Source organism: Pseudomonas sp. E6002 (assembly GCF_013385565.1).
Taxonomy (GTDB): Bacteria; Pseudomonadota; Gammaproteobacteria; order Pseudomonadales; family Pseudomonadaceae; genus Aquipseudomonas.
In genome coordinates, this window is record NZ_JACAPT010000028.1 from 77,165 (window position 1) to 100,132 (window position 22,968).

Below are 22,968 nucleotides of genomic sequence, written 5' to 3' on the forward strand. Positions count from 1 at the left end.
GCTCTTGACCAGCTTTATGCAGGGAAATACGACGAGTGCTGCGCTATGCTTCGCGCCGTTGCACCTGAGTGAATTTCCTCGGTCAATAAATCGTCTGTAACGAGAAGTAAAACAGCGCATGCTGTGGACAGCATAGGCGCCCGCAGCAGGCGCGCTGTTTATAAAAGACCGCAGGTCAAAGGGCAGGAGTGGTTGATGGGTCAGGCAAGTAGTCAGGCAGCAGGTGCCGAGCAGTCCAACGCAAAGCCGATCGGCATGCTGGTGGCGGCAGTGGGGGTGGTTTACGGCGATATCGGCACCAGCCCGCTCTACACCCTTAAAGAGGTGTTTGCTGGCGGTTATGGGGTTCAGGTCAATCACGACGGGGTCTTCGGGATCCTGGCGCTGATTTTCTGGTCGCTGGTCTGGGTCGTTTCGATCAAGTACGTGCTGTTTATCCTGCGCGCGGATAACCAGGGCGAGGGCGGCATCATGGCCCTGACGGCTTTGGCCCGGCGGGCGGCGGCACCTTACCCCAAGTTGCGTTCGGTGCTGGTGATTCTCGGCCTGATCGGTGCGGCGCTGTTTTACGGCGACAGCATGATCACCCCGGCGATCTCGGTATTGTCGGCGGTCGAAGGCCTGGAACTGGCGTTTGATGGCCTTGAGCGCTGGGTGGTGCCGCTTTCGCTGGTGGTGCTGGTGGGGCTGTTCCTGATCCAGAAACATGGCACGGACCGCATCGGCAAGCTGTTCGGCCCGGTGATGGTGCTGTGGTTCCTGGTGTTGGCCGGCCTGGGCATCCATGGAATCATCCAGCACCCTGAGGTGCTCAACGCCCTCAACCCTGTGTGGGGCGTGCGCTTCTTCATCGTTCACCCTGGCATGGGCGTGGCGATTCTCGGTGCGGTGGTACTGGCATTGACCGGCGCCGAAGCGCTGTACGCCGACATGGGCCACTTCGGACGCAAGCCGATTGCCCGTGCCTGGTTCGCCCTGGTGCTGCCGGCGTTGGTGCTCAACTACTTTGGCCAGGGCGCGCTGCTGCTGGAAAATCCAGAGGCAGCCCGCAACCCGTTCTACCTGCTGGCACCGGAGTGGGCTCTGGTCCCGCTGGTGGCGTTGTCCACTTTAGCCACCGTGATTGCTTCCCAGGCGGTGATCTCCGGGGCGTTCTCCCTGACCCGTCAGGCGATCCAGCTCGGTTACATCCCGCGCATGCATATCCAGCACACTTCCAGCGCCGAGCAAGGCCAGATCTACATCGGCGCGGTGAACTGGTCACTGATGGTGGGCGTGATCCTGCTGGTGCTGGGCTTCGAATCCTCCAACGCCCTGGCTTCGGCCTACGGTGTGGCGGTGACGGGCACCATGTTGATCACCAGCATTCTGGTGTCGGCGGTGATGCTGTTGCTGTGGAAATGGCCGCCGGTACTGGCTATCCCGGTGTTGATCGGTTTCCTGTTGGTGGATGGGCTGTTCTTTGCCGCCAACGTGCCCAAGATCGTGCAGGGTGGTGCGTTTCCGGTATTGGCGGGGATTGTGTTGTTTATCCTCATGACCACCTGGAAGCGCGGCAAGGAGCTGCTGGTGGACCGGCTGGACGAAGGTGGGCTGCCGCTGCCGATCTTTATCAGCAGTATCCGTGTGCAGCCGCCGCATCGCGTGCAAGGCACGGCGGTGTTCCTGACCGCACGCCCGGATGCCGTGCCCCACGCCTTGCTGCATAACTTGCTGCATAACCAGGTGCTGCATGAGCAGGTGGTGCTGTTGACGGTGGTCTACGAAGACATCCCGCGTGTACCGGCCCAGCGTCGTTTCGAGGTCGATTCCTATGGCGAGGGCTTCTTCCGGGTGATCCTGCACTTTGGTTTCGTCGATGAACCGGACGTGCCCGAAGCGCTGAAGCTGTGCCATCTGGATGACCTGGACTTCAGCCCGATGCGCACCACCTACTTCCTCAGCCGCGAAACCGTGATCGCGTCCCGCATCAAGGGCATGGCGCGTTGGCGCGAAGGGTTGTTCGCGTTCATGCTGAAGAACGCCAACGGCAACCTGCGCTTCTTCAAGTTGCCGGTTAACCGGGTGATCGAACTCGGCACTCAAGTAGAAATGTAAGCCCAACAAAAAGCCCCCGGTGCCTTGCGGCAGCGGGGGCTTTTTTGTGGGCGCTTATTCGGCCGGGGTCTTGCCCTGGCGCTTCTCGATGATGTCTACCAGACGCTTGGCCAGCGCCGGGTAGTTCTCGTCGAAGTGATGGCCGCCAGGCAGCTTCACGGCTTCGCCGACAGCGGTCTTGTCGGTGCAGCCACTCTCGTCGACTTCTTCGGCACCGTAGATGCACACCACCTTGTCGGCCGGCAGCTTGGCCATTTCCGGGCCGGTCGCAGCTTCCTTGCCGGCGTTGCCCAGCCAGCCTTCCACTTCGATCTCGAAGCTGCCGGTGCGGGCGAAGGCCAGCAGGATGATCGCGTCTACACGCTGCTGCTCGCTTTCCGGCAGGCGGTTGTAGATGGCCGGCAGGACATCGGCGCCGAACGAGTAGCCGGTCAGCACGAAGCGCTTGGTACCCCATTTCTGCCGGTAGTGCTGCATCAGCTCGGCGAGGTCCTTGGCGCTTTGTTCCGGGGTCTTGTGCTGCCAGTAGTAGCGCAGGGTATCGATGCCGACCACCGGGTAGCCGATCTTGGCCATTTCACCGGCCACGTCGCGGTCCAGGTCACGCCAGCCGCCGTCACCGGAGAGGAACAGGGTGACGGTGTCCTTGGCCTGGCCAGCCGGCACTTCGACCACCGGGATCGCCAGGCCGCCGTTGTCCGAGCCCACCAGTTGCTTGCGCAGCTCGTTGTTCAGCACTTGCGGGTAGTGAACGTCGTAGTCGCTGATGCTGGTGGTGGCACGCGGTGTGTCGCGTACGAAACTGGCAGCATCATCGTCAGGGTTATCGTTCCAGGCCACCAGCCAGCTACCGTGGGCCGAAGTCTTCGGCAGCGGGTCGTTGCAGCCTGGCTGCGCCAGCGCGAAGCCGACGGAGATGGCATTGGCCTTGTCGTCGTTCTGTGCGGCCAGCCAGCGCCAGGCGAGGGATGCGCCAGGGCCGATGCCGCTGACCAGGGTCGCCGGGCCGGCGAGCTGGCCGAGGGCGGTTTGCAGGGCTTGTTCCTGCAGCTTGCAGTCATCCTTGGGCAGGATTACCTGGACGATCTGCGCTGCGCCGCCCTGGCTCAGGGCGATCAGTTGGCTGTCGGTCAGGGTTTCGTCGGCCAGCACGGCCACGGCCACGCGGGCCTTGGGCGCGGTACCCGGGGTAACGCGGGTCAGGACCGTGCCGTCAGCCTGTGGCAGTTGTTCCAGAGTCGGTTGCGGTGCAGGGCGGTTCCAGTACCAGTAGCCGCCACCGAGGATCAGTGCCAGTACCACCAAGAATGCCAATACATACCGCCAGGAGCGTCGAATCATCAGCGTTTCACCAATCCAGTCAAGCCGCCCGCAATCAGGGCGGCGGTGTCGGCCAGTGCCACCAGCGGATCAAGTCCTGCGGGCACGGCCATATAACGGGGTTCCCAGTCAGGCTGGAACTTGTCTTTGAAGCGGCGCAAGCCTTGGAAGTTATACAGTTGCTCGCCACGGCGGAACACCATCGAGCCCAGGCGTTGGGTCAGCGGGGCGCCACGTCGTGGTTGCAGGCCCGACAACGGCACCATGCCGAGGCTGAAGCGGGCGTAGCCATGGTTCTTATAATGTTGAATCAGGCCGACCATCATGAATTCCATGGTCAGTTTCGGCGCGTCCGGGTGCGCACGCATCAGGTCGAGACTGGCCAGGTCGTGGCTGTAGGTCTCAAGCAGGTTCGCAAACGCTACCGGGCGCCCTTCGAAGCGAATGATCGCAATACGAAAGTGCTTGAGGTAGTCGTCGCTGAATCGTCCAAGGGAAAAGCCTTTTTCCCGCACGTTCTTGCCGGTCAGCCATGCGTCGGAGATGACTTTCAACTCCTCCATCGGGGCCTGGCCGGGTTCGTGGATCTCCAGGGACAAGCCATCACGGGTCCCGCGGTTCCAGGTGTAGCGCAGGTCCTTCATCTCTTTGCCCTTGGCTTCCAGGTCAAAGCGTTTGAGGTCGACCCGGGCTTCTTCACCCAGTTTGATCGCGGTGAGGCCGATGTCCATGTAGTACGGCAGGTTCTCCGCGCGCACCTGGTAGAACACCGGGCGGGCGTGGTGAATGTCGCACAGGTCGCGGAACTGCCAGATCATCTCGGCCCGTTGCAGGGTCGGGCCAATCGGATCGTACAAGGCCACCAGGCTGCGACCGCGACGAGCGTACATCAGGAACGCTTCGTCGTTGGGATGAAACAGCAGGGCCTTGTCGCCGGTCAGCGCCAGGCCGCCGTCGGGTTGTGCAGAGTTCATCAGGATCTTGGTGGCGCGCTCCAGTTCATCCGGTGTCGGCAAGTGGATGATCGGGCGCGCGGTACGCAGCAGCCAGGTCAGCGACACCACCACCAGCACCACGGCCGCGCCCAGCAGCGAACGCAGGCCCCGCGGGGCGTTGGCGTCGAGGGTGAACTGCCACCACAACTGATGGCTGTAGGGCACGTCCTGGTAGGCGAACAACAGCAGCCAGATCGACGCACCGAGTACGCACACGCTGGCCACCAGGTACAGCGGCGAGAACGGCAGTTCGGTCAGGCGGCTGGCGCGGTAGAACGAGCGCCGGAAGATCGCCAGCAGCACTGCCGTCATGGTCATCAGGCTGGCTTCTTCCCAGTCGAAACCCTTGAGCAGGGAGAGCAGGGCGCCGGTCAGCAGCAGCACCATGGTCAGCATCCACGCCGCGGACAACCGTCGACGCAGGCCCTGGGCCAACAGAAGGCAGAGCACGCCGATCAGGCTGGCACCAAAGTGCGAAGCGTCAATCAGGCGATGAGGAATCAGGAAGCCGATGTTTTCCAGGCGTGAGTCGATTTCCGGGGTTGCGCCGGAAAACAGCAGGACCACGCCTGACAAAAAAACCAGTACGGCCAGGATCGGTGCAGCAAGGCCCGAGGCCGCGCGCAGGCTTTGTTGCGTATGGAACAGGCGCTGGGCTTCATTGACCAGCAGGAACACACAAGCGATCAACAGCGGCAGCACCACATAGATCATCCGGTACAGCAGCAGTGCGGCCGCCAGTGGCGCGGCACCGAGCTTGTCGGCGAAGGCAGCCAGCAGGATTGCTTCGAACACCCCGACGCCACCGGGTACATGGCTGAGCACACCGGCGGCCAGGGCCAGCAGGTACACCAGCAGGAACGGGCCAAAGGGCGGCGCTTCCGGCAGCAGCATATACAGCACGGTAGCGGCCGCAGCCACGTCGAGGGCAGTGATGATCAGTTGCAGGAAGGTCAGGCGACGGCCCGGCAGGCGCAAGGTGCGACGCCCAGCCTTGACCAGCAGGTTGTCCGGATACGGTTGTTCCGGCAGGCGGCGGCGGTAGATGCCGATGCACAGTGCGGCTGTTAACAGCAACACAGCGCCGGCGATACCGCCGAGCAGGCTGGCGGGTAGATGCAGGGCATTGGACGCGGCAGGCAGGTTGCTCAGGGTGGCCAGCGCAGCGAGCGGCGGCAGGGCGCAACCCAGGGCCAGGCTGGCAAACACGGTCATGCGTGCCACTTCCGAAGCGCCGATGCCATACCGTGCATATAAACGGTAGCGTACCGAGCCGCCCGAGAGCATCGACAGACCAATCGCGTTACCGATGGCGAATGCGGTAAAGCCGCCGTAGGCCAGAGTCTTGGCAGGCAGCTTCACGCCGGCATAACGGGCACCGGAAAATTCATAGCCCAACAAAATGATAAAGCCGGCGACAGCAGCACCGAACGCACCCAGCAGTGCAGGCTTGGGTACTTCAAGGATTGAATCGTGGAGCGCGTACAGATCCAGTTCAAGCAACAGGTGGCGACAGGCGATAAGGGCGATTGCGAACAGCAACAAGGTGACGGCCAGCCCGATGGGTTGGCGGTATTTGCTCAACAGATCCAGCCAGCGCAAACGGGTGGGAGTGATCGGTTGTGTCGCTGTGACAGAGTCTTGTGGTTCAGACGAGTTGGCGCGCATCAATCACCTCGTGGATTGTGCGCGACAGGATGGAGGTATCCAGCCAAGTTACCAATCCCTATGGACAAAATAATTACAAATATTAACGCGTATCGCGAAGTGCGGCGACAGCGCCCATTGGTCGTAGAAGGACAGTGCTTGAAGACTTAGCATAGCTTGCAATGAGATGGACTCTACAAACCGTGTACGGTTTCATGAAAGATGCCATGCCATTGTTTCAAAAGGACTTTTTCGTCAGATACAAAAAAGGCCACTCTTTCGAGCAGCCTTTTTTGATGTTTGGTTGCGGGAGCCGGATTTGAACCGACGACCTTCGGGTTATGAGCCCGACGAGCTACCAGACTGCTCCATCCCGCGTCTGTGTGGCGGCATTCTACAGAGCAACGGCGGGGTGTCAACCGTTAATCGAACGATGGGTCAAATAAGTGCAATTTAGCGTCGGATTGTCACGCGGGTGCGGTAAGTGCGCGATTGGGAAAGGTTTTTTGTCAGACAATCGAAACGAGGGCTAAAACAGACAGGCACAAAAAAGGCCACTCTTTCGAGTAGCCTTTTTTGATGTTTGGTTGCGGGAGCCGGATTTGAACCGACGACCTTCGGGTTATGAGCCCGACGAGCTACCAGACTGCTCCATCCCGCGTCTGTGTGTCGGCATTCTACAGAGGAACGCGAGTGTGTCAACCGCTGATTCAAAGAAAAGCGCTTGTGGTTCAATCGGTTAGCTCTCCAAGGTGGCCCCTTGATAGGCCGCGGGGCCAGTCTGGCCGAGGCTTTCAGCTCTATTGGGGGGTGTGTTTCGATTGAGAAAATGAATTCACCTACGAATTTTCCTACCGCTTAAGCGGAAGATTCAAACTACTGGTGCTATATACAGGTGTGAGTGAGATACTGCCGGCCTGTCCGTTTTCTGCCCAGAACCACTGCCTTATATATGACGCAGCGCAAAATCATCCACGTCGACTGTGATTGCTTCTACGCCGCCATCGAGATGCGCGACGACCCGACCCTGGCGCAAAAGCCCCTGGCTGTCGGTGGCTCGGCAGACCGTCGCGGGGTGATCGCCACCTGCAACTATGAAGCACGGGCCTATGGTGTGCGTTCGGCCATGTCGTCCCGCCATGCCCTGAAGCTGTGCCCGGACCTGACCATCGTCAAGCCGCGCATGGATGCTTATAAAGAAGCATCAAAGGAAATCCAGGCGATCTTTCGCGACTACACCGACCTGATCGAACCGTTGTCCCTGGACGAAGCCTACCTGGACGTCTCCGACAGCCCGCATTTTGGCGGCAGTGCCACGCGCATTGCCCAGGACATTCGCCGGCGGGTCTCCAACCAGTTGCACATCACCGTTTCCGCGGGCGTGGCGCCGAACAAGTTTCTCGCCAAGATCGCCAGCGACTGGAAAAAGCCCAACGGACTGTTTGTGATCACCCCCGACCAGGTGGAAGACTTTGTCTCTGCGCTGCCGGTGAAAAAGCTCCACGGCGTGGGCAAGGTGACGGCCGACAAGCTGGCGCGGCTGGGGATCGAGGACTGCCTGCAACTGCGGGAGTGGAACAAGCTGGCGCTGGTGCGAGAGTTTGGCAGTTTTGGCGAGCGGCTTTGGAGCCTGGCGCGTGGGATTGATGACCGGGTGGTGCAGAACGACAGCCGCCGGCAATCCATCAGCGTGGAAAATACCTACGATGTCGACCTGCCGGACTTGCCCAGTTGCCTGGAAAAACTGCCGGAGCTGATGGACACCCTGGCCGGGCGCATGGCGCGCATCGACAGCAGTTATCGGGCGGGCAAGCCGTTCGTCAAAGTGAAGTTTCACGACTTTACCCAGACGACCCTGGAGCAGGCGGGGGCGGGGCGGGACCTGGAGAGCTACCGGCAGTTGCTGACCCAGGCGTTCAATCGCGGCGACAAGCCGGTGCGATTGCTGGGAATAGGCGTGCGTTTGCTGGATTTGAGCAACGGCAACGAGCAGCTCCAATTTCCCTGGTAGAAACCGAAAACCAAATGTGGGAGCGGGCTTGCTCGCGAATGCGGTGTGTCAGTTGATGCATGTGCTGGCTGACACGCCGCATTCGCGAGCAAGCCCGCTCCCACATTTAAAGGCTTCAGCGTGCTCCGGGATCCGCCACCAGGCGTCCGGCATCCTTGGTCAAGGCCTGCAGGAATTCCTGCTGCAACTCCGGATCATTGCGGGTCAGTTCGATCAGGCTCTGTTCCAGCTCGCTGGCTTCTTCTTCCAGGCCCAGCTCCGACAGGCGCTTGACCCGGTGCACCCACTCGTTGACCTCGTCGTCTTCCAGGTCGTCATAGATCAAACCGTGAGCTTCGAGCAATTTGCCCCGCAGGGTGCCGCTGATGGCCAGGGATGAGTCCGAGTGCACGTCATCCTGGGCATCTTCAACACTGATCTTCAGGGTGCTGATGCGGTTCAGGTCCTGCTCGGCAAACGGGCTGTCCAACAGGTTCAGGCGCAGCACGCCATCGCGGTCGGTGGTCAGCTCATGGGTTTGCTTGCCGGCAGTCACCTGTACCGGGCGCTCGCTCCAGGGCAGGCTCGAATACTCCACGCGCTTGTCGCGCTGGACTTCATCGATACCCGCCAGGTTCTGTTGCGCACGGCCGTTGGATTGCACGTTCATGAACGGGTTGAGCCCGTCCACGCCATAGCTGAGCCAATCCCGGGTCATGCTGGCAGGCAGGTTGCCCAGGGCAAACACGTTCGCCACGTTGGCGCCGACGCCCGCAACCAGCGCGACCGCGCCCAGGGGCATCTCATAGAGTTTGCGCCAGGGCTGGTAGGGCGTGTAGCGGTCGTAGCGACGGGTAACTTCGAACTCGGTGACCTCAAAGGTCTTTTGCTCGTGAATGCGCACCCGGCGTTGCGGCAGCTCCAGCACCTTCGGCTCGCCCACGTCGATCTGCAGGCTGTGATCGAGCAATTTGCGCTCGATGCGTTCCTCGTGCTCGCTGCGTTGCGACATTTGGTTGGCGCAGCCGCTGACCAGCAGGGCGCCACATAACGTGGCGCCCCCCAGGGCTATGGTGTTTCGCTTGAACATGACGACTCTTGATCTGGTTTTCAGCGACGAATACGCGCCTGAAGGAAAGACAGCACGTCAGCCACCGGCAACGGTTGGGCCTCGGCTTCGGTCCGGCTCTTGTATTCCAGATTGCCATCGGCCAGGCCGCGGTCACTGACCACGATCCGGTGCGGGATGCCAATCAATTCCATGTCGGCGAACTTGATGCCTGGGCTGGTTTTCTTGTCCCGATCATCCAGCAGCACTTCAAAACCGGCAGCCGTGAGTTCGGCATACAGTTTGTCGGTGGCTTCGCGTACTTGCTCGGTTTCGTAGCGCAGCGGTACCAGGGCAACCTGGAATGGCGCCAGGGCGTCGCTCCAGATGATGCCTTTCTCGTCGTTGTTCTGCTCGATGGCAGCCGCAACCACGCGGGATACGCCAATGCCGTAGCAGCCCATTTCCAGGGTGATCGGCTTGCCGTTCTCGCCCAGCACTTCGCACTTCATCGCCTTGCTGTACTTGTTGCCCAGCTGGAAGATGTGCCCGACTTCGATGCCGCGCTTGATTTCCAGGGTGCCCTTGCCGTCCGGGCTCGGGTCGCCTGCAACCACGTTGCGCAGGTCGGCCACGGTCGGAACCGGCAGGTCGCGTTCCCAGTTCACGCCGAAGTAGTGCTTGTCATCGATGTTCGCACCGATGCCGAAGTCGCTCATCAGCTCTACCGAACGGTCGATGATGATCGGCAGTGGCAGGTTCAGCGGGCCGAGGGAGCCAGCGCCGGCGCCAATGGCATCACGCAGTTCTGAGTCGGTGGCCATGACCAGCGGGCTGGCAACGCCTGGCTGCTGGGCGGCCTTGATTTCGTTGAGCTCGTGGTCGCCACGGATTACCAGGGCGATCAGCTTGCCTTCTTCCTCGGCGCGCACGATCAGGGTCTTGATGGTCTTTTCAATCGGCAGATTGAATTTCTCCACCAGGGCCGCGATGGTCTTGGTCTCGGGTGTGTCCACCAGGCGCAGCTCTTCGCTTGGCGCAGGGCGGGAAGTTTCCCGTGGCACGGCTTCGGCTTTCTCGATGTTTGCCGCGTAGTCGGAACCGTTGCTGAACACGATGTCGTCTTCACCGGACTCGGCCAGCACGTGGAACTCGTGGGAGCCGGCACCGCCGATGGAGCCGTTGTCCGCTTCAACCGGGCGGAATTTCAGGCCCAGGCGCGTGAACACGTTGCAGTAGGCGGTGTGCATGCGGTCGTAGGTGACCTGCAGGGACGCCTGGTCAGCGTGGAACGAATAGGCGTCCTTCATGATGAATTCGCGGCCGCGCATCAAACCGAAGCGTGGGCGGATTTCGTCACGGAACTTGGTCTGGATCTGATACAGGTTGAGGGGCAGCTGCTTGTAGCTGCTCAACTCGTTGCGCATCAGGTCGGTGATCACTTCTTCGTGGGTCGGGCCGGCGCAGAAGTCCCGACCATGACGATCCTTGAAGCGCAGCAATTCAGGGCCGTACTCTTCCCAGCGCCCGGATTCCTGCCACAGCTCAGCCGGTTGGGTGCTCGGCATCAACACTTCCAGAGAGCCGGCAGCGTTCATTTCTTCACGAACGATGGCTTCGACCTTGCGCATCACCTTCAAGCCCATGGGCAGCCAGGTGTACAGGCCCGAGGCCAGTTTGCGGATCATGCCGGCGCGCAGCATCAGCTGATGGCTGATCACGACCGCGTCGGAAGGCGTTTCTTTCTGTGTGGCGAGCAAATATTGACTGGTGCGCATGGTAGGCCGTTGTCGGTTGCTTGGACTTGAAATGACTTGGGATTGTACGGGCGCTTGCTGCCGACGTACAGGCATCTGGTTGCTGGAGCAGGGCTTCTGTGGGAGCTGGCATGCCTGCGATGCAGGCAACACGGTGTGTCAGTTACACCGCGGTGATGCAATCGCAGGCAAGCCAGCTCCTACAGTGATTTGTTTTCCTCGGGAGGATTCAAGCGAATCCGCCGGCTTTCCTGAAACCAGTGCAAGGCGATCAGGACCAGCGTCGGCACACCCAGCAGGCAGGTGATCATGAAGAAGTTGTGGTAACCGAACTTCTCGACCATCACCCCCGAATACCCGCCGATCAAGCGCGGCAGCAGCAGCATGATCGAGCTGAGCAGGGCGTATTGGGTGGCGGAGAACTTCAGGTTGGTCAGGCTCGACAGGTACGCGACAAACGCCGAGGTCGCCATGCCGGAACTGAAGTTGTCCAGGGAGATGGTGAAAATCAGCATCTGCAGGTCCGGGCCCATGTCGGCGAGCATCACGAACAGCAGGTTGGTGCCGGCCGATGCAATGCCGCCGATGAACAGGATCGGCAGAATCCCGAAGCGCACGATCAACAGGCCACCCATGCCGGCACCCAGCAGGGTCATGATCAGGCCGAAGACTTTGCTGACACCGGCGATCTGGTCCTTGGTAAAGCCCTGGTCGATATAGAACACGTTGGCCATTACGCCCATTACCGTGTCCGACATGCGGTAGGTGGCAATCAGCCCCAACAGCAGGAAGGCCTGCCAGCGGTAGCGCAGGATAAAATCGTTGACCGGCGTGAGCACCGGCGCCAGGCCCCGGCGGCCCATGGTCGACAGGCACAGCGTGGTCAGGATGATGTAGAGGATGGCCCGCAGGAACGCGCGATCTTCCAGCAGCAGGTCCAGCAGGCTGACCCCATGGAACAGCACGCTGGCGAAGTCAGTGTTGTACAGCTGGGTGAACATCGCCGGCACCGACACCAGCAGCACGATCAACACGAACACCGAGACCAGCTGGTGAGCAAAGCTGTAGCGCCCGGCCTGCAATTGGGTACGCAGCGGCACATTGGGTTCGCGCATGAACAGCGTGGTCAGCAGCGCAGGCACCATCAGTGCACCAAACAGCACGTACGTACCGGCCCATGCCGAATGCTTGTAGTTGAACCCGGTGGAACCGAAGCCTTCGGCAAAAAACAGCGCACCTGCGGTGGCAAGCAGCGCGGCCACGCGATAACCGGACATATAGCTGGCGGCAAGCGCGGCCTGCTGGCTGTCGCTGGCGATTTCCAGGCGGTAGGCGTCTACGGCGATATCTTGCGTGGCGGAAGCGAAGGCCACGATCACGGCGATGGCGATCAGCCAGGACAGATGCTTTTGCGGATCACAGAAACCCATGCCGATCAATCCGAGGATCACCAGCGTCTGGGACAGTACCAGCCAGGAGCGACGACGTCCGAGCTTGCCGAGCAGTGGCAGGCGCCATTGGTCGAGCAGGGGCGACCAGACCCACTTGAAGGCATAGGCCAGGCCGATCAGGCTCGCATAACCGATGGTTTCGCGGGCCACGCCGGCCTCGCGCAACCATACCGAGAGCGTCGAGAACACCAACATGTAAGGCAAGCCGGCAGCAAAGCCGAGCAGCAACAGCACTAACGTCGAGGGGCTGGCATAGGCGGCGAGCGCGGCGCGCCAGGTTTTACGGGGCATGGGCTGGAGTCTGCCTCAGAATTACGCAAATAAAGCGCGCACTCTAACCGCTGTGCTCTACCGGGCGCCAGCCATGACGCTGAATATCAACACGATTGTTCAGGATGCTGACGCCTTCGCCGCGCAAACGCGCACGTTGCTCGTCACCCGAGGCACTGCCCACCGGCAGACTTATCCGACCACCGGCACCCAGCACGCGATGCCAGGGCAGTTTGGTGTCCTCGGGCAGTTGGCTCAGGGTGCGACCCACCCAACGTGCGGCGCGACCCAAACCGGCGAGGTGTGCCAGCTCCCCGTAGCTGATCACGCAGCCTTCGGGCACTTGGGCGAGGGTCAGGTACAGCACGGTGCGGCGCATTTCAGCGGGGCTTTGCGGAGCGTCGGTCAGTTCGTTCACGGTGGCATATCCGATGAAAATATCCGTCTATTTGTAAGAAATTTCTGAAAAATGGGGGGCTGAGAGCGGAACTCGATACGAATACCTGAGTCAGTCCTTGCTAAGAAGTTATCCACCCCGATAATGCCCGTTTTTTCGTCAAACTCGAGCCCCATATCCGCTTATGTTGTCCAGAACCCTGCTGTGCCTCGCTGTCTTCAGCGCCTCCACCCCGTTGCTCGCCGACACCGTCTGGTTGAAGAACGGTGACCGCCTGACCGGCAAGATCAAGGTTTTCGACGGTGGCAAGCTGCTGATCCAGACCGACTATGCCGGCGCGATCCCGGTGGACTGGAAGCAGGTCAAGACCCTGGAGAGCGATCAGGAATTGCTGGTCAAGCAGGATGCCTACAGCGGTGAGAAGGCCAAGTCCCTGCAGCCGGCCGACGATGGCAAGGTCATCCTGGCCAACGGCGAGGCGCCCAAGACTGTCGAGCTGGCGAGCATCCAGCAGATCATCAAGCCCAAGCCGGTGATCGAGGACCTGGTGTGGAAGGGCAATGTCGATATGGCGCTGGACTACAAGCGCGCGGAAAAAGACACCAACGACTACGACATCGACTTCAAGACCACTGCCCGCCATGGCCAGTGGCGCCATACCGCCGAGGGCGAATACAACCGCGAATTCCAGGACGACGTGACCACCACCGACAACTGGGCGCTGGAGTACGACCTGGACCGGTTTATTACCGAACACTGGTTCTGGCAGGGCCGCTTGACCTACAAGCGCGACAAGGTCGAGGACCTGTCCCGCCAGCGCACCGTGGGTACCGGCCCGGGCTACCAATTCTGGGACGACGAACTGGGCGCGTTCTCCCTCGGTTCGCTGGTCAACCGCACCGACTATGAATACCAGGACGGCGGCAAGGACAATTTCTATTCGCTGGCCATGAAGTGGAACTACAACCGCTACCTGGTGGGCAAGACCGTTGAATTCTTCACCAATGGCGAAGTGGGCAAGCCGCTGGCCGGGCCGTCCGAGTACTCCCTGGATGCGGAAATGGGCTTGCGCTACAAAGTCACCGAGTGGGCCTCCCTCAACCTCAAGGCCGAGCGCGACATTATTAGTGGCGACTCGGAAAGCGCGTTGAGCAAGACCCGCTACACCGCAGGGTTCGGCGTCGCCTGGTAATTAAAGGCGTAACCCGCCGTCCATTTCCAGAATCCGCCCGGTGTAGTAGTCGTTCTCGAAGATATACGCCGCTGAATGGGCAATCTCCTCAGGCCGCCCCATGCGCTTGAGGGGAATGCCGGCGGTCATCTTCTCCAAGGCCTCGGGCTTCATGCCCAGGGTCATCTCGGTCTCGATAAACCCCGGTGCGATGCCCGCCACGCGGATGCCGTAGCGCGCCAACTCCTTGGCCCAGGTCACAGTGGCGGCCGCTACACCGGCCTTGGCGGCGGAGTAGTTGGTCTGCCCGACATTGCCGGCCCGCGAGATCGACGAGATATTGATAATGGTGCCCTGGTTCTTCAGCTCCACCATTTTTGCCGCCACCTCACGGGTGCACAGGAACACCCCGGTAAGGTTGACATCGATCACCGCCTGCCACTGGGCCAGGCTCATCTTGGTCATCTCGCCGTCCTTGACCTTGAGCAGCAAGCCATCACGCAAGATTCCGGCGTTGTTGATCAAGCCGTTGATGGCACCGAAGTCTTCGGCGATCCGTGCCACGGTGTGGGTCACCTGCTCTTCATTCGCCACGTTGCACAGATAGGCGCGGGCCTTCACTCCATGGGCCTGGCAGGCGGCCACCGCCTGGTCGAGTTTTTCCTGATTGAGGTCCACCAGCGCCAGGTTGGCACCTTTGGCGGCAAAATACTCGGCCATGGAGCGGCCCAAACCCTGGCAACCGCCGGTGATAATGATTACTTTGTCGTTGAGATGCATTCGCAAGTCCTGTGGGCAGAATTAAGCGGCTATCCAAGTTTGTTTTTTGACGAAATTTATCGAAGGAGTCATAAGTTGAGCGCGCACGTTGCCAAGAATGCCCGAGAACTACTGCTCAAGGAATACCGTGGGGCACTCGCCACCTTGTCCAAGGCCATGCCCGGTTTCCCTTTTGGCTCGGTGGTGCCGTATTGCCTGGACGCCGAGGGTTGGCCGCTGATCCTGATCAGCCGTATCGCCCAGCACACCCACAACCTGCAGAAAGACCCCAAGTGCTCGTTGCTGGTCGGTGAGCGTGAGGCGGACGACGTGCAAGCGGTAGGGCGCCTGACCTACCTCGCCGAGGCCGAAAAGCTCGAAGACGGCGCTGCGATTGAAGCCGCCGCCGAGCGTTATTACCGCTATTTCCCGGACTCGGCGAACTACCACAAGGCCCATGATTTTGACTTCTGGGTGCTCAAGCCGGTGCGCCATCGTTATATCGGCGGGTTCGGCGCGATCCACTGGGTCGACCAACTGACCCTGGCCAATCCGTTTGCCGGCAAGGCCGAGCTGAGCATGGTCGAGCACATGAACAGCGACCACACCAAGGCGATTGCCCACTATGTCGAACTGGCCGGCCTGCCGACCTCCGAGCCTGCGCAACTGGCCGGTATCGACAGCGAAGGCATGCACTTGCGCATTGGCCAGGCCCTCTACTGGCTGCCCTTTGCCGAGCCTTGCAACACGCCGACACAAGTACGCGAAGCCTTGGTTTTCCTGGCTCACGCCGAGGTCTGGCCGAAAAAAGCAGCCGCTGAAGCTTGAATTCACGAAACGGCGACGTCATCTAAGGTGGAGTAGCAAGGCATTCTTGCGTTGAGGAACCATTTGATGCGCCCTTTTTTGTTGCTCTTTTTGTTGTTTCCGGTGCTTGAGCTGTTCGTATTCGTACAAGTCAGCGGGGCAATCGGGTTTTTCCCGGCGCTGCTGCTGATCATTCTCGGCTCGATGCTCGGCGTACTGGTGCTGCGCGTCGCCGGCCTGGCCACGGCGCTGCGTGCCCGTGAAAGCCTGAATCGCGGCGAGCTGCCGGCCCAGACCATGCTCGAAGGCCTGATGATGGCATTGGCCGGTGGCCTGCTGATCCTGCCGGGCTTTATCAGCGATGTGGTTGGCCTGGTGATGTTGCTGCCATTCACTCGCAAAGTGCTGGCGGGCAAGATGCGCCAGCGTGCCGAAGAGGCTGCCATTCGCCAGCGCGCCTTTGCCGATGACCTGCAACCCCGTGGTGGCCCGGCCCCGCGCCAGCCCCTGGGGCGCGAAGGTGACGTGATCGAAGGTGAGTTCGAACACCGCGACCCCAAGTAATCTCCTCACTGGCACGGCACCCGCGGGTGCCGTGCGGCTTTTGAAGACGCCCCCCGACACAAAAATTTTCATCTCGGTACCCTTGTAATAAGCTTATGCGCCCTTATGTAACGGTCACCGCAAGGTTTCTGGTGGCGACACCAGACAGACTTCCGCGTTTCGCGCCGCGAACCGCGACCGGCACCGCCGGAATTTAACTAGCCGGAATTGACACCGGCCGATGAAAAACACAATTAGGAGAGATCGACAATGAGCAAGCTTCGTCCTCTGCATGACCGCGTCGTCATCCGTCGCAGTGAAGAAGAAAAGAAAACCGCTGGCGGTATCGTGCTGCCAGGTTCGGCTGCTGAGAAAGCCAACCACGGTGTGATTCTCGCTGCTGGCCCAGGCAAGACCCTGGAAAACGGTGAAGTACGTGCGCTGGCTGTGAAAGTGGGTGACAAGGTTGTTTTCGGCCCTTACTCCGGCAGCAACACTGTGAAAATCGACGGCGAAGACCTGCTGGTAATGGCTGAGAACGAGATTCTCGCTGTTCTGGAAGGCTGATTTCCCCGCTCATCTTCCCGTTACTACAAAGTATTTAAGGAATATCGATCATGGCTGCTAAAGAAGTTAAATTCGGCGATTCCGCCCGTAAGAAAATGCTCGCCGGTGTGAACGTCCTGGCTGACGCAGTAAAAGCGACCCTGGGCCCTAAAGGCCGTAACGTGATCATCGAGAAGAGCTTCGGCGCTCCGACCATCACCAAGGACGGCGTTTCCGTCGCCAAAGAAATCGAGCTGAAAGATCGCTTCGAAAACATGGGCGCGCAGCTGGTCAAAGACGTTGCCTCCCGTGCCAACGATGACGCAGGCGACGGCACCACCACCGCGACCGTCCTGGCTCAGTCGATCGTCAACGAAGGCCTGAAAGCCGTCGCTGCCGGCATGAACCCGATGGACCTGAAACGCGGCATCGACAAGGCGACCATCGCCATTGTCAAAGAGCTGAAGTCCCTGTCCAAGCCATGCGCTGACACCAAGGCAATCGCTCAGGTCGGCACTATCTCGGCCAACTCCGACAGCTCCATCGGCGACATCATTGCCGAAGCCATGGAAAAAGTCGGTAAAGAAGGCGTGATCACCGTTGAAGAAGGCTCGGGCCTGGAAAACGAACTGTCGGTTGTTGAAGGCATGCAGTTCGACCGTGGCTACCTGTCCCCGTACTTCGTCAACAAGCCAGACACCATGACCGCCGAGCTCGACGGCCCGCTGATCCTGCTGGTTGACAAGAAGATCTCCAACATCCGTGAACTGCTGCCAGTTCTGGAAGCTGTTGCCAAGGCCGGCCGCCCACTGCTGATCGTTTCCGAAGACGTTGAAGGCGAAGCCCTGGCGACTCTGGTTGTGAACAACATGCGCGGTATCGTGAAAGTGGTTGCTGTCAAGGCACCTGGTTTCGGCGATCGTCGCAAGGCAATGCTGCAGGACATCGCTGTTTTGACTGGCGGTACCGTTATCTCCGAAGAGATCGGCCTGAGCCTGGAAAGCGCTACCCTGGAACACCTGGGTAATGCCAAGCGCGTCACCGTGACCAAGGAAAACACCACCGTGATCGACGGTGCTGGTGTTGAAGCTGACATCCAGGCACGTGTTACCCAGATCCGCGCTCAAGTGGCTGATACCACTTCCGACTACGACCGTGAAAAACTGCAAGAGCGTCTGGCCAAGCTGTCCGGCGGCGTTGCAGTGATCAAGGTTGGCGCGGGTTCCGAAGTTGAAATGAAAGAGAAGAAAGCCCGCGTTGAAGACGCCCTGCACGCTACCCGTGCAGCCGTTGAAGAAGGCGTGGTACCTGGCGGTGGCGTGGCGCTGGTTCGTGCCCTGCAGGCTATCTCCGAGCTCAAAGGCGACAACGCTGACCAAGACGTCGGTATCGCTCTGCTGCGTCGTGCTGTTGAAGCACCTCTGCGCCAGATCGTTGCCAACTCCGGCGACGAGCCAAGCGTAGTGGTCGACAAGGTCAAGCAGGGTTCGGGTAACTTCGGTTACAACGCTGCTACCGGCGAATACGGCGACATGATCGAAATGGGCATCCTGGACCCGGCTAAAGTGACTCGTTCGGCTCTGCAAGCGGCTTCGTCGATTGCCAGCTTGATGATCACCACTGAAGCAATGATCGCCGAGATCAAAGAAGATGCTCCAGCTGGCGGCGGTATGCCAGACATGGGCGGTATGGGCGGCATGGGCGGCATGATGTAAGCCAGCCTTACCCCGATACTGAAAAACCCCGCCTGCAGCGATGCAGGCGGGGTTTTTTTATGCTGATCGTTCCCACGCTCTGCGTGGGAATGCCGCCAGGGACGCTCCGCGTCTCTCTTTACGCGCACGCCTCAGCTGACGCCGCGACGCCCCAGCAGTTTCTTGAACATGAAGCCGCGAGCCAGCATCAGGTGCGAGGCGGGCGGCAAAGATGCCACGGGTCCCGGTGCCGCAGAGCCGGATGACGGATGGACAGGCACGTGTGCGGTTTTTTTGAGGGGCGCCGGTTGGGGCCGCTCCCAATGGCCGGACATGACCACCATGCCCAGCAGTTTGAGGGTATTGCCGTAATAGTCATGGTCACGGATGGACCGGCGTTGCAGGTTGTCCCAAAGGTTATTGAGCCACAGCTGATTGTCGGGGTTGATCATTGCGCTGACCCCGAGTGCCGCCACAAAGGCCGGCTCATTGTGCGCTTCCTCGATCGCACTGCCGTCGATTCGGTAGCCACTGTTGAAGTTGCCCGGCTCATCGTGGGTGGTGGCGCGTGCCCAGCGGTTGAAGGTGGTCAAGGTGTACAGCGCACGCGGGTCACCGTACATCAGGTAATCCAGGCCGATGCGCCACGGGTAGCGGGCCGCGTTCCACGAATAGCTGCCGTCGTATGGGCCTTCCACCAGATCGGGCCGCGCCGGGGTGATCGAGGTGTCCAGGTGGCTGATGAAGTCCGGCACCAGCCCGCTGTTGGCGCTGTACCGTTGGGTAAAGTCACTGATGATCGAATAGGTCTTGTCGCGCACCGCCTGCCAGCGCTTGTCCCCGGTCATGGTGAAAAAGCTGTAGAGGTGCGACTGCATGAAGTCCGAGCTGCGGGTGGTGTACTCAAGCTCTGCGTCACCGTCGGTACCGGCCCAGTCGCCGAGCATCAGGTGCTGAGTCCTGGGGTGCACCTCGTGTTTCATGATCGCCGCCATCACCGTGTTGGCCTCGCTGCGATAGTCAATGGTGCCCTCGCTGCCCCATTTCTGATCGGCCAGCAGCAGGGCGTAGGCGATGTCCAGGTCGCCATCGGTGGCACTGACGTCGCCACGGAAAGGATCGGTGGAGTCGCCGCATCCCTCGGTCTGGTTCCAGGCCATCAAGCCGGGATCGGACGCTGCCGGGTGATCCTGGAAGTAGCGCACCATGCCGTCGAAAGTCCGTTGGGCCTGGTCATCGTAGTCGGCCATCATCACAGTAAGCAGCATGCCGTAGCCATGGGCCTCGGACACCGTGATGGTGTTGGGCGCGGCGCCACCACCCACGGATTTGTGGTCGGCGTTGACCTTGATGAAATACCGGCCGCTGCCGCATTCCCCCGACAGGTAAACCGCCTTCCAGTCCTTGTAGAACGTGACCAGTTGTTGATCCATGGTCGCCTGGGGCTGGCGATTGGGCAGGATGGTGCCGGGGTAGTAGGGCGCGTGGACATTCTGGGCCGCAACGCCGCCTGACCATGAACCGGCGGCCATGCACAGTGATAACAGCAGCGTGGGCAGATGCCGTCTAGGGTGACGCATGAGCTGACTCTCCAACCTGATCCAAAGGGCAAGGTCGCGAGGTTAGCGGCAGCGTGGATGTTCCACTGTCACAGGCTGTAACAGCCTAACCCGGGCGCAGCGCCAGGGTCAGGGTCAGGCGTGCGCCGCCCAACGGGCTGCGGGTGATCGACAGTTCCCCACGGTGCCAATGGGTGGCGCGCTTGGCCAGCGCCAGGCCCAGGCCAAACCCGCTGGGCTCGTCGCCGCCCATGGCCAGGCGCACGAAGGGTTCGAAGATCTTTTCGCGGTTTTCCGGCAGTACGCCCGGGCCGTCATCATCCACATGCAGCACCAGGTGCTGGCCCTGGCACGCAGCGCTGACGTTCACCCGTTCGCGGGCGTAGTTAATGGCGTTGCTTAACAGGTTGCGCACGATCAGATGCAGCAAGGCGCGGTCGCCGATCAGTTCCAGGTCGGCCGGGTCGGTGTCCAGGGTCAGCAAGCGATGGTGCCCGTCCAGCAGGGCAAACTCCTGCTGCAGCCAGGCATGGAGATTGATTGGCTCATGCTGCAGGTCGCTGGGTGCATCGGCCAGCCGGGCAAAGGCGAGGCTGGCGCGAACCAGCGACTCCAGCTCTTCGATATCGGTGTGCAGGCGCTCTTGCAGGCGGGTGCGGGTGTCGAGGTCGGCGCTTTTACTCAGCAGTGCCAGGGCAAAACGCATCCGCGCCAGGGGTGTGCGCAGTTCGTGGGACACCGCCTGGGAAACCTCCCGGTGGCGTTCGCCCATCGAGCTGATATCCAGCGCATGCCGTTGCAAGGTCAGCAGCAGCGGCGCCCACTCCTGGCTCATCGCGGGCAGCAGCGTGTTGGGCGAGCGGGCGAGGGTAGCAATGCAGGCATCAAGGGCATCGAGGTCATGGATGTATTTGCGCCGGGCACGCAGGGCAATCCAGAGAAACAGCAGTACCGGCAGGCCGGCGACACAGGCGGTCACCCAGTACACCGGATATTGCAGCAGGTCCTTCACTTCGGCGGTTCCCCACAAGGGGCCGAATTGAATCACCGTGTCATCGTCCAGCGGGAAGTAGGTGACGTCCTCATCACTGTTCTGCGCCGGCTGATGGTGGTCGAGCATCACAATAGCTTCAGGCGGCAGCTCGATATCATCCTTTTTCACCAGGCTCACCGGGTACTGAAAGCGTGCTTGCAGTGACTCGATGCGCGCCTCCCTTTGTTCGGCGGGCAAGGCCTTGAGTTGCTCGGCAACCAGATAACCCGGCCCGGCCATCAGGCGCAGGAAACTGTAGTCGCCGATAAACACCGCAGCGTTCGTGCACAACCACAACAAGTAAAAAGTGAGGGCGGCCCAGCTGGTGCAGGCCGCGATGGCCATCCACGGGCGAACTTTAGACAGCATGCTGGCTCCCCGTCGGGATTTCGACGAACAGGTATCCCTGCGCCGTGATGGTCTGGATGGTCACGGGGCACTCAAGGCTCATCAGTTTTTTGCGCAAGCGCGACACCCGCATATCAATCGATCGGTTCAGCCCGTCGTACTCCAGGCCGCGCAGGCGCTGGAGCAGCTTTTCCCGCGTGAGCAATACGCCGCAATGGCGGGCAAAGATGGCGAGCAACTCGAATTCGGCCACCGAAAACTGCAAGGGCGCTTCGCCAAGCCAGGCGAAGTGGTTGTTCAGGTCCAGCCGAAAAGCGCCCCACTGGTAGTAACTGCGGGGGGCCTGGGGATGGCGGCGCAGCAGCGAGCGGATCCTTGCCAGCAACAGTTGCGGGTCGATCGGCTTGACCACGTAGTCGTCGGCCCCGGTGGCAAACCCCACCAATTGTTCGGCGTTCTCGTCCAGCGCCGTCATCATCAGGATCAGCCCGGGGTAGTGGTCGCGAATCTGTCGGCACAGGGTAAAACCGTCGATGCCCGGCAGCATCACATCGAGGATCAACAGTGCCGGCTGTTCATCCTGGATACGCTGGGCGGCGCGGTCGCCACGGTGTTCCACTGCAACGCTAAAGCCTTCGGCGCGCAGGAACTCGGCCGTCAGTGCCGCCAGGGGCAGGTCGTCTTCGATCAGCAACAGGGTATCGGACATGGCTCAGCAGGATCGTTGCCAAAAAGTGCGCAGAGTGTTGCGCCCTTGCCCCCGGCTAGGCAAGGGCTGTTCATCACGGCGTCACGGGCTGCTTGCGGAAGGCGGGCTGCGGTGTTTTCACCGGCCGGTACAGCAGGAAGTAATAGGCGCCCAAACAAATCAGCCAGCTGAAAATTGCCGTCCACACGTTGTGGGAAAGAAAGTGCGCCCCTTGCATCGTGCGGCTCACCGAAAGCACCGTGCCCAGGCCCAGCGCAAACAGGAACGCCGAGCGCGCCATCCGCGGTCGGCGATCCCTCACGGCAAAAAACAACGCAAACAGCGCAAACCCGGTCGCCGCATGTCCGCCCGGCCAGCAACGGCCAGGCTTGTCGGTCGGCGGCCTGGGGCTCAGCAGTTCGCTGTACGTCTCCTGGCCGCCAAACTCCTTGACGCTCCACGGGCATTGCACCCCGGTCACCGTCTTCAACGGTGAAACGAACGAGGTGGCCAGTGCCAGCGACAGCACCAGGCAGCCCAGTTCCCGGCGATAGGGTTTGAGCCGCTCAAAGACAAAGGCCCCGGCAAACCCGGCGATTGCCAGCACCGAAAATACGATCACCATCTGCTTGGCGCGATCGTGAAGAATGTCCTCCAGAAAAAAACTGTGCCGGCCCACGAAGCCGCCTTCGGACGCGTCGTAAAACAGCCTGGCGATGTCCATGTCCAGCGACGTCAGCTCCAGCAGCAACATGGCCACCGCCAGAACGGCAGGCACACCGAGGCACAGCCAGAAGTTGAGGGGTTGGGATAGCGGACGAACAGCGATTGCTTGCATGGTGAACTCA

The 22,968-nt window shown here is 60.8% G+C and carries 18 protein-coding genes and 2 tRNA genes; 7 read left to right on the forward strand and 13 right to left on the reverse strand.

Going from position 1 to position 22,968, the window contains the following annotated elements; translation table 11 throughout:
- Positions 1 to 195: 195 nt before the first annotated feature.
- Positions 196 to 2,097, forward strand: a complete 1,902-nt coding sequence (locus HX815_RS23255; protein ID WP_003208622.1) for a potassium transporter Kup — start codon at positions 196 to 198, stop codon at positions 2,095 to 2,097.
- Between the two features lie 54 nt (positions 2,098 to 2,151).
- On the opposite strand, the gene HX815_RS23260 is transcribed toward HX815_RS23255, so the two are convergent.
- The 4 genes from HX815_RS23260 to HX815_RS23275 all read right to left on the reverse strand — a co-directional run bounded on the left by HX815_RS23260 (position 2,152) and on the right by HX815_RS23275 (position 6,720).
- Positions 2,152 to 3,438 carry a virulence factor family protein gene (locus tag HX815_RS23260; protein ID WP_177022730.1) on the reverse strand — a complete coding sequence of 429 codons (1,287 nt, stop codon included), beginning with the start codon at positions 3,436 to 3,438 and terminating at the stop codon, positions 2,152 to 2,154.
- Positions 3,438 to 6,080 (reverse strand): bifunctional lysylphosphatidylglycerol flippase/synthetase MprF, encoded by a 2,643-nt coding sequence (gene mprF, locus HX815_RS23265; protein WP_003208619.1) that lies wholly within the window; start codon positions 6,078 to 6,080, stop codon positions 3,438 to 3,440. The genes HX815_RS23260 and mprF overlap by 1 nt, the downstream gene beginning before the upstream one ends.
- A 280-nt stretch (positions 6,081 to 6,360) precedes the next feature.
- A tRNA-Met gene (locus tag HX815_RS23270) sits at positions 6,361 to 6,437 on the reverse strand.
- Between the two features lie 206 nt (positions 6,438 to 6,643).
- A tRNA-Met gene (locus tag HX815_RS23275) sits at positions 6,644 to 6,720 on the reverse strand.
- A gap of 291 nt (positions 6,721 to 7,011) precedes the next feature.
- Here HX815_RS23275 and dinB point away from each other — a divergent pair.
- Complete coding sequence (gene dinB / locus HX815_RS23280; RefSeq protein WP_134327257.1) at positions 7,012 to 8,070, forward strand: DNA polymerase IV; 1,059 nt, start codon at positions 7,012 to 7,014, stop codon at positions 8,068 to 8,070.
- A 115-nt stretch (positions 8,071 to 8,185) separates the two neighbouring features.
- Here dinB and HX815_RS23285 read toward each other — a convergent pair whose 3' ends face one another.
- The 4 genes from HX815_RS23285 to HX815_RS23300 all read right to left on the reverse strand — a co-directional run bounded on the left by HX815_RS23285 (position 8,186) and on the right by HX815_RS23300 (position 12,954).
- Complete coding sequence (locus HX815_RS23285) at positions 8,186 to 9,139, reverse strand: hypothetical protein (RefSeq protein ID WP_003208616.1); 954 nt, start codon at positions 9,137 to 9,139, stop codon at positions 8,186 to 8,188.
- Between the two features lie 20 nt (positions 9,140 to 9,159).
- Positions 9,160 to 10,875, reverse strand: a complete 1,716-nt coding sequence (locus tag HX815_RS23290) for a proline--tRNA ligase (RefSeq protein WP_003208614.1) — start codon at positions 10,873 to 10,875, stop codon at positions 9,160 to 9,162.
- A 179-nt stretch (positions 10,876 to 11,054) separates the two neighbouring features.
- Positions 11,055 to 12,596 (reverse strand): AmpG family muropeptide MFS transporter, encoded by a 1,542-nt coding sequence (locus HX815_RS23295; RefSeq protein ID WP_003208613.1) that lies wholly within the window; start codon positions 12,594 to 12,596, stop codon positions 11,055 to 11,057.
- A 43-nt stretch (positions 12,597 to 12,639) separates the two neighbouring features.
- Entirely contained in the window at positions 12,640 to 12,954 is a 315-nt protein-coding gene (locus HX815_RS23300) for an MGMT family protein (RefSeq protein WP_218166212.1), read from the reverse strand.
- A 202-nt stretch (positions 12,955 to 13,156) separates the two neighbouring features.
- Between HX815_RS23300 and HX815_RS23305 the strand changes: the two genes are divergently transcribed.
- Positions 13,157 to 14,164, forward strand: coding sequence for a DUF481 domain-containing protein (locus HX815_RS23305; protein ID WP_003208606.1), 1,008 nt, complete (start codon positions 13,157 to 13,159; stop codon positions 14,162 to 14,164).
- Here HX815_RS23305 and HX815_RS23310 read toward each other — a convergent pair whose 3' ends face one another.
- On the reverse strand, positions 14,165 to 14,923 hold the full coding sequence (locus HX815_RS23310) for an SDR family oxidoreductase (protein WP_102369815.1): 759 nt from the start codon (positions 14,921 to 14,923) through the stop codon (positions 14,165 to 14,167).
- 75 nt (positions 14,924 to 14,998) lie between these two features.
- On the opposite strand from HX815_RS23310, the gene HX815_RS23315 reads away from it, so the two are divergent.
- The 4 genes from HX815_RS23315 to groL all read left to right on the forward strand — a co-directional run bounded on the left by HX815_RS23315 (position 14,999) and on the right by groL (position 18,513).
- Positions 14,999 to 15,730: a HugZ family protein gene (locus tag HX815_RS23315; protein WP_134327253.1), complete on the forward strand. Its 732-nt coding sequence runs from the start codon at positions 14,999 to 15,001 to the stop codon at positions 15,728 to 15,730.
- 66 nt (positions 15,731 to 15,796) lie between these two features.
- Positions 15,797 to 16,273: an FxsA family protein gene (locus tag HX815_RS23320; RefSeq protein ID WP_003208601.1), complete on the forward strand. Its 477-nt coding sequence runs from the start codon at positions 15,797 to 15,799 to the stop codon at positions 16,271 to 16,273.
- A 249-nt stretch (positions 16,274 to 16,522) separates the two neighbouring features.
- On the forward strand, positions 16,523 to 16,819 hold the full coding sequence (groES, locus tag HX815_RS23325) for a co-chaperone GroES (protein WP_003208599.1): 297 nt from the start codon (positions 16,523 to 16,525) through the stop codon (positions 16,817 to 16,819).
- A 50-nt stretch (positions 16,820 to 16,869) separates the two neighbouring features.
- Positions 16,870 to 18,513, forward strand: a complete 1,644-nt coding sequence (gene groL, locus HX815_RS23330) for a chaperonin GroEL (protein WP_003208597.1) — start codon at positions 16,870 to 16,872, stop codon at positions 18,511 to 18,513.
- A gap of 131 nt (positions 18,514 to 18,644) precedes the next feature.
- On the opposite strand, the gene HX815_RS23335 is transcribed toward groL, so the two are convergent.
- The 4 genes from HX815_RS23335 to HX815_RS23350 all read right to left on the reverse strand — a co-directional run bounded on the left by HX815_RS23335 (position 18,645) and on the right by HX815_RS23350 (position 22,958).
- Entirely contained in the window at positions 18,645 to 20,072 is a 1,428-nt protein-coding gene (locus HX815_RS23335; protein WP_177028955.1) for a glycosyl hydrolase family 8, read from the reverse strand.
- Positions 20,073 to 20,157: 85 nt separating this feature from the next.
- Positions 20,158 to 21,453 (reverse strand): HAMP domain-containing sensor histidine kinase, encoded by a 1,296-nt coding sequence (locus tag HX815_RS23340; protein WP_177028956.1) that lies wholly within the window; start codon positions 21,451 to 21,453, stop codon positions 20,158 to 20,160.
- A complete protein-coding gene (locus tag HX815_RS23345) occupies positions 21,443 to 22,141 on the reverse strand; it encodes a response regulator transcription factor (RefSeq protein WP_177028957.1) in 699 nt (232 codons plus the stop codon). The genes HX815_RS23340 and HX815_RS23345 overlap by 11 nt, the downstream gene beginning before the upstream one ends.
- A 73-nt stretch (positions 22,142 to 22,214) precedes the next feature.
- Positions 22,215 to 22,958, reverse strand: coding sequence for a phosphatase PAP2 family protein (locus HX815_RS23350; protein WP_177028958.1), 744 nt, complete (start codon positions 22,956 to 22,958; stop codon positions 22,215 to 22,217).
- Positions 22,959 to 22,968 lie beyond the last annotated feature (10 nt).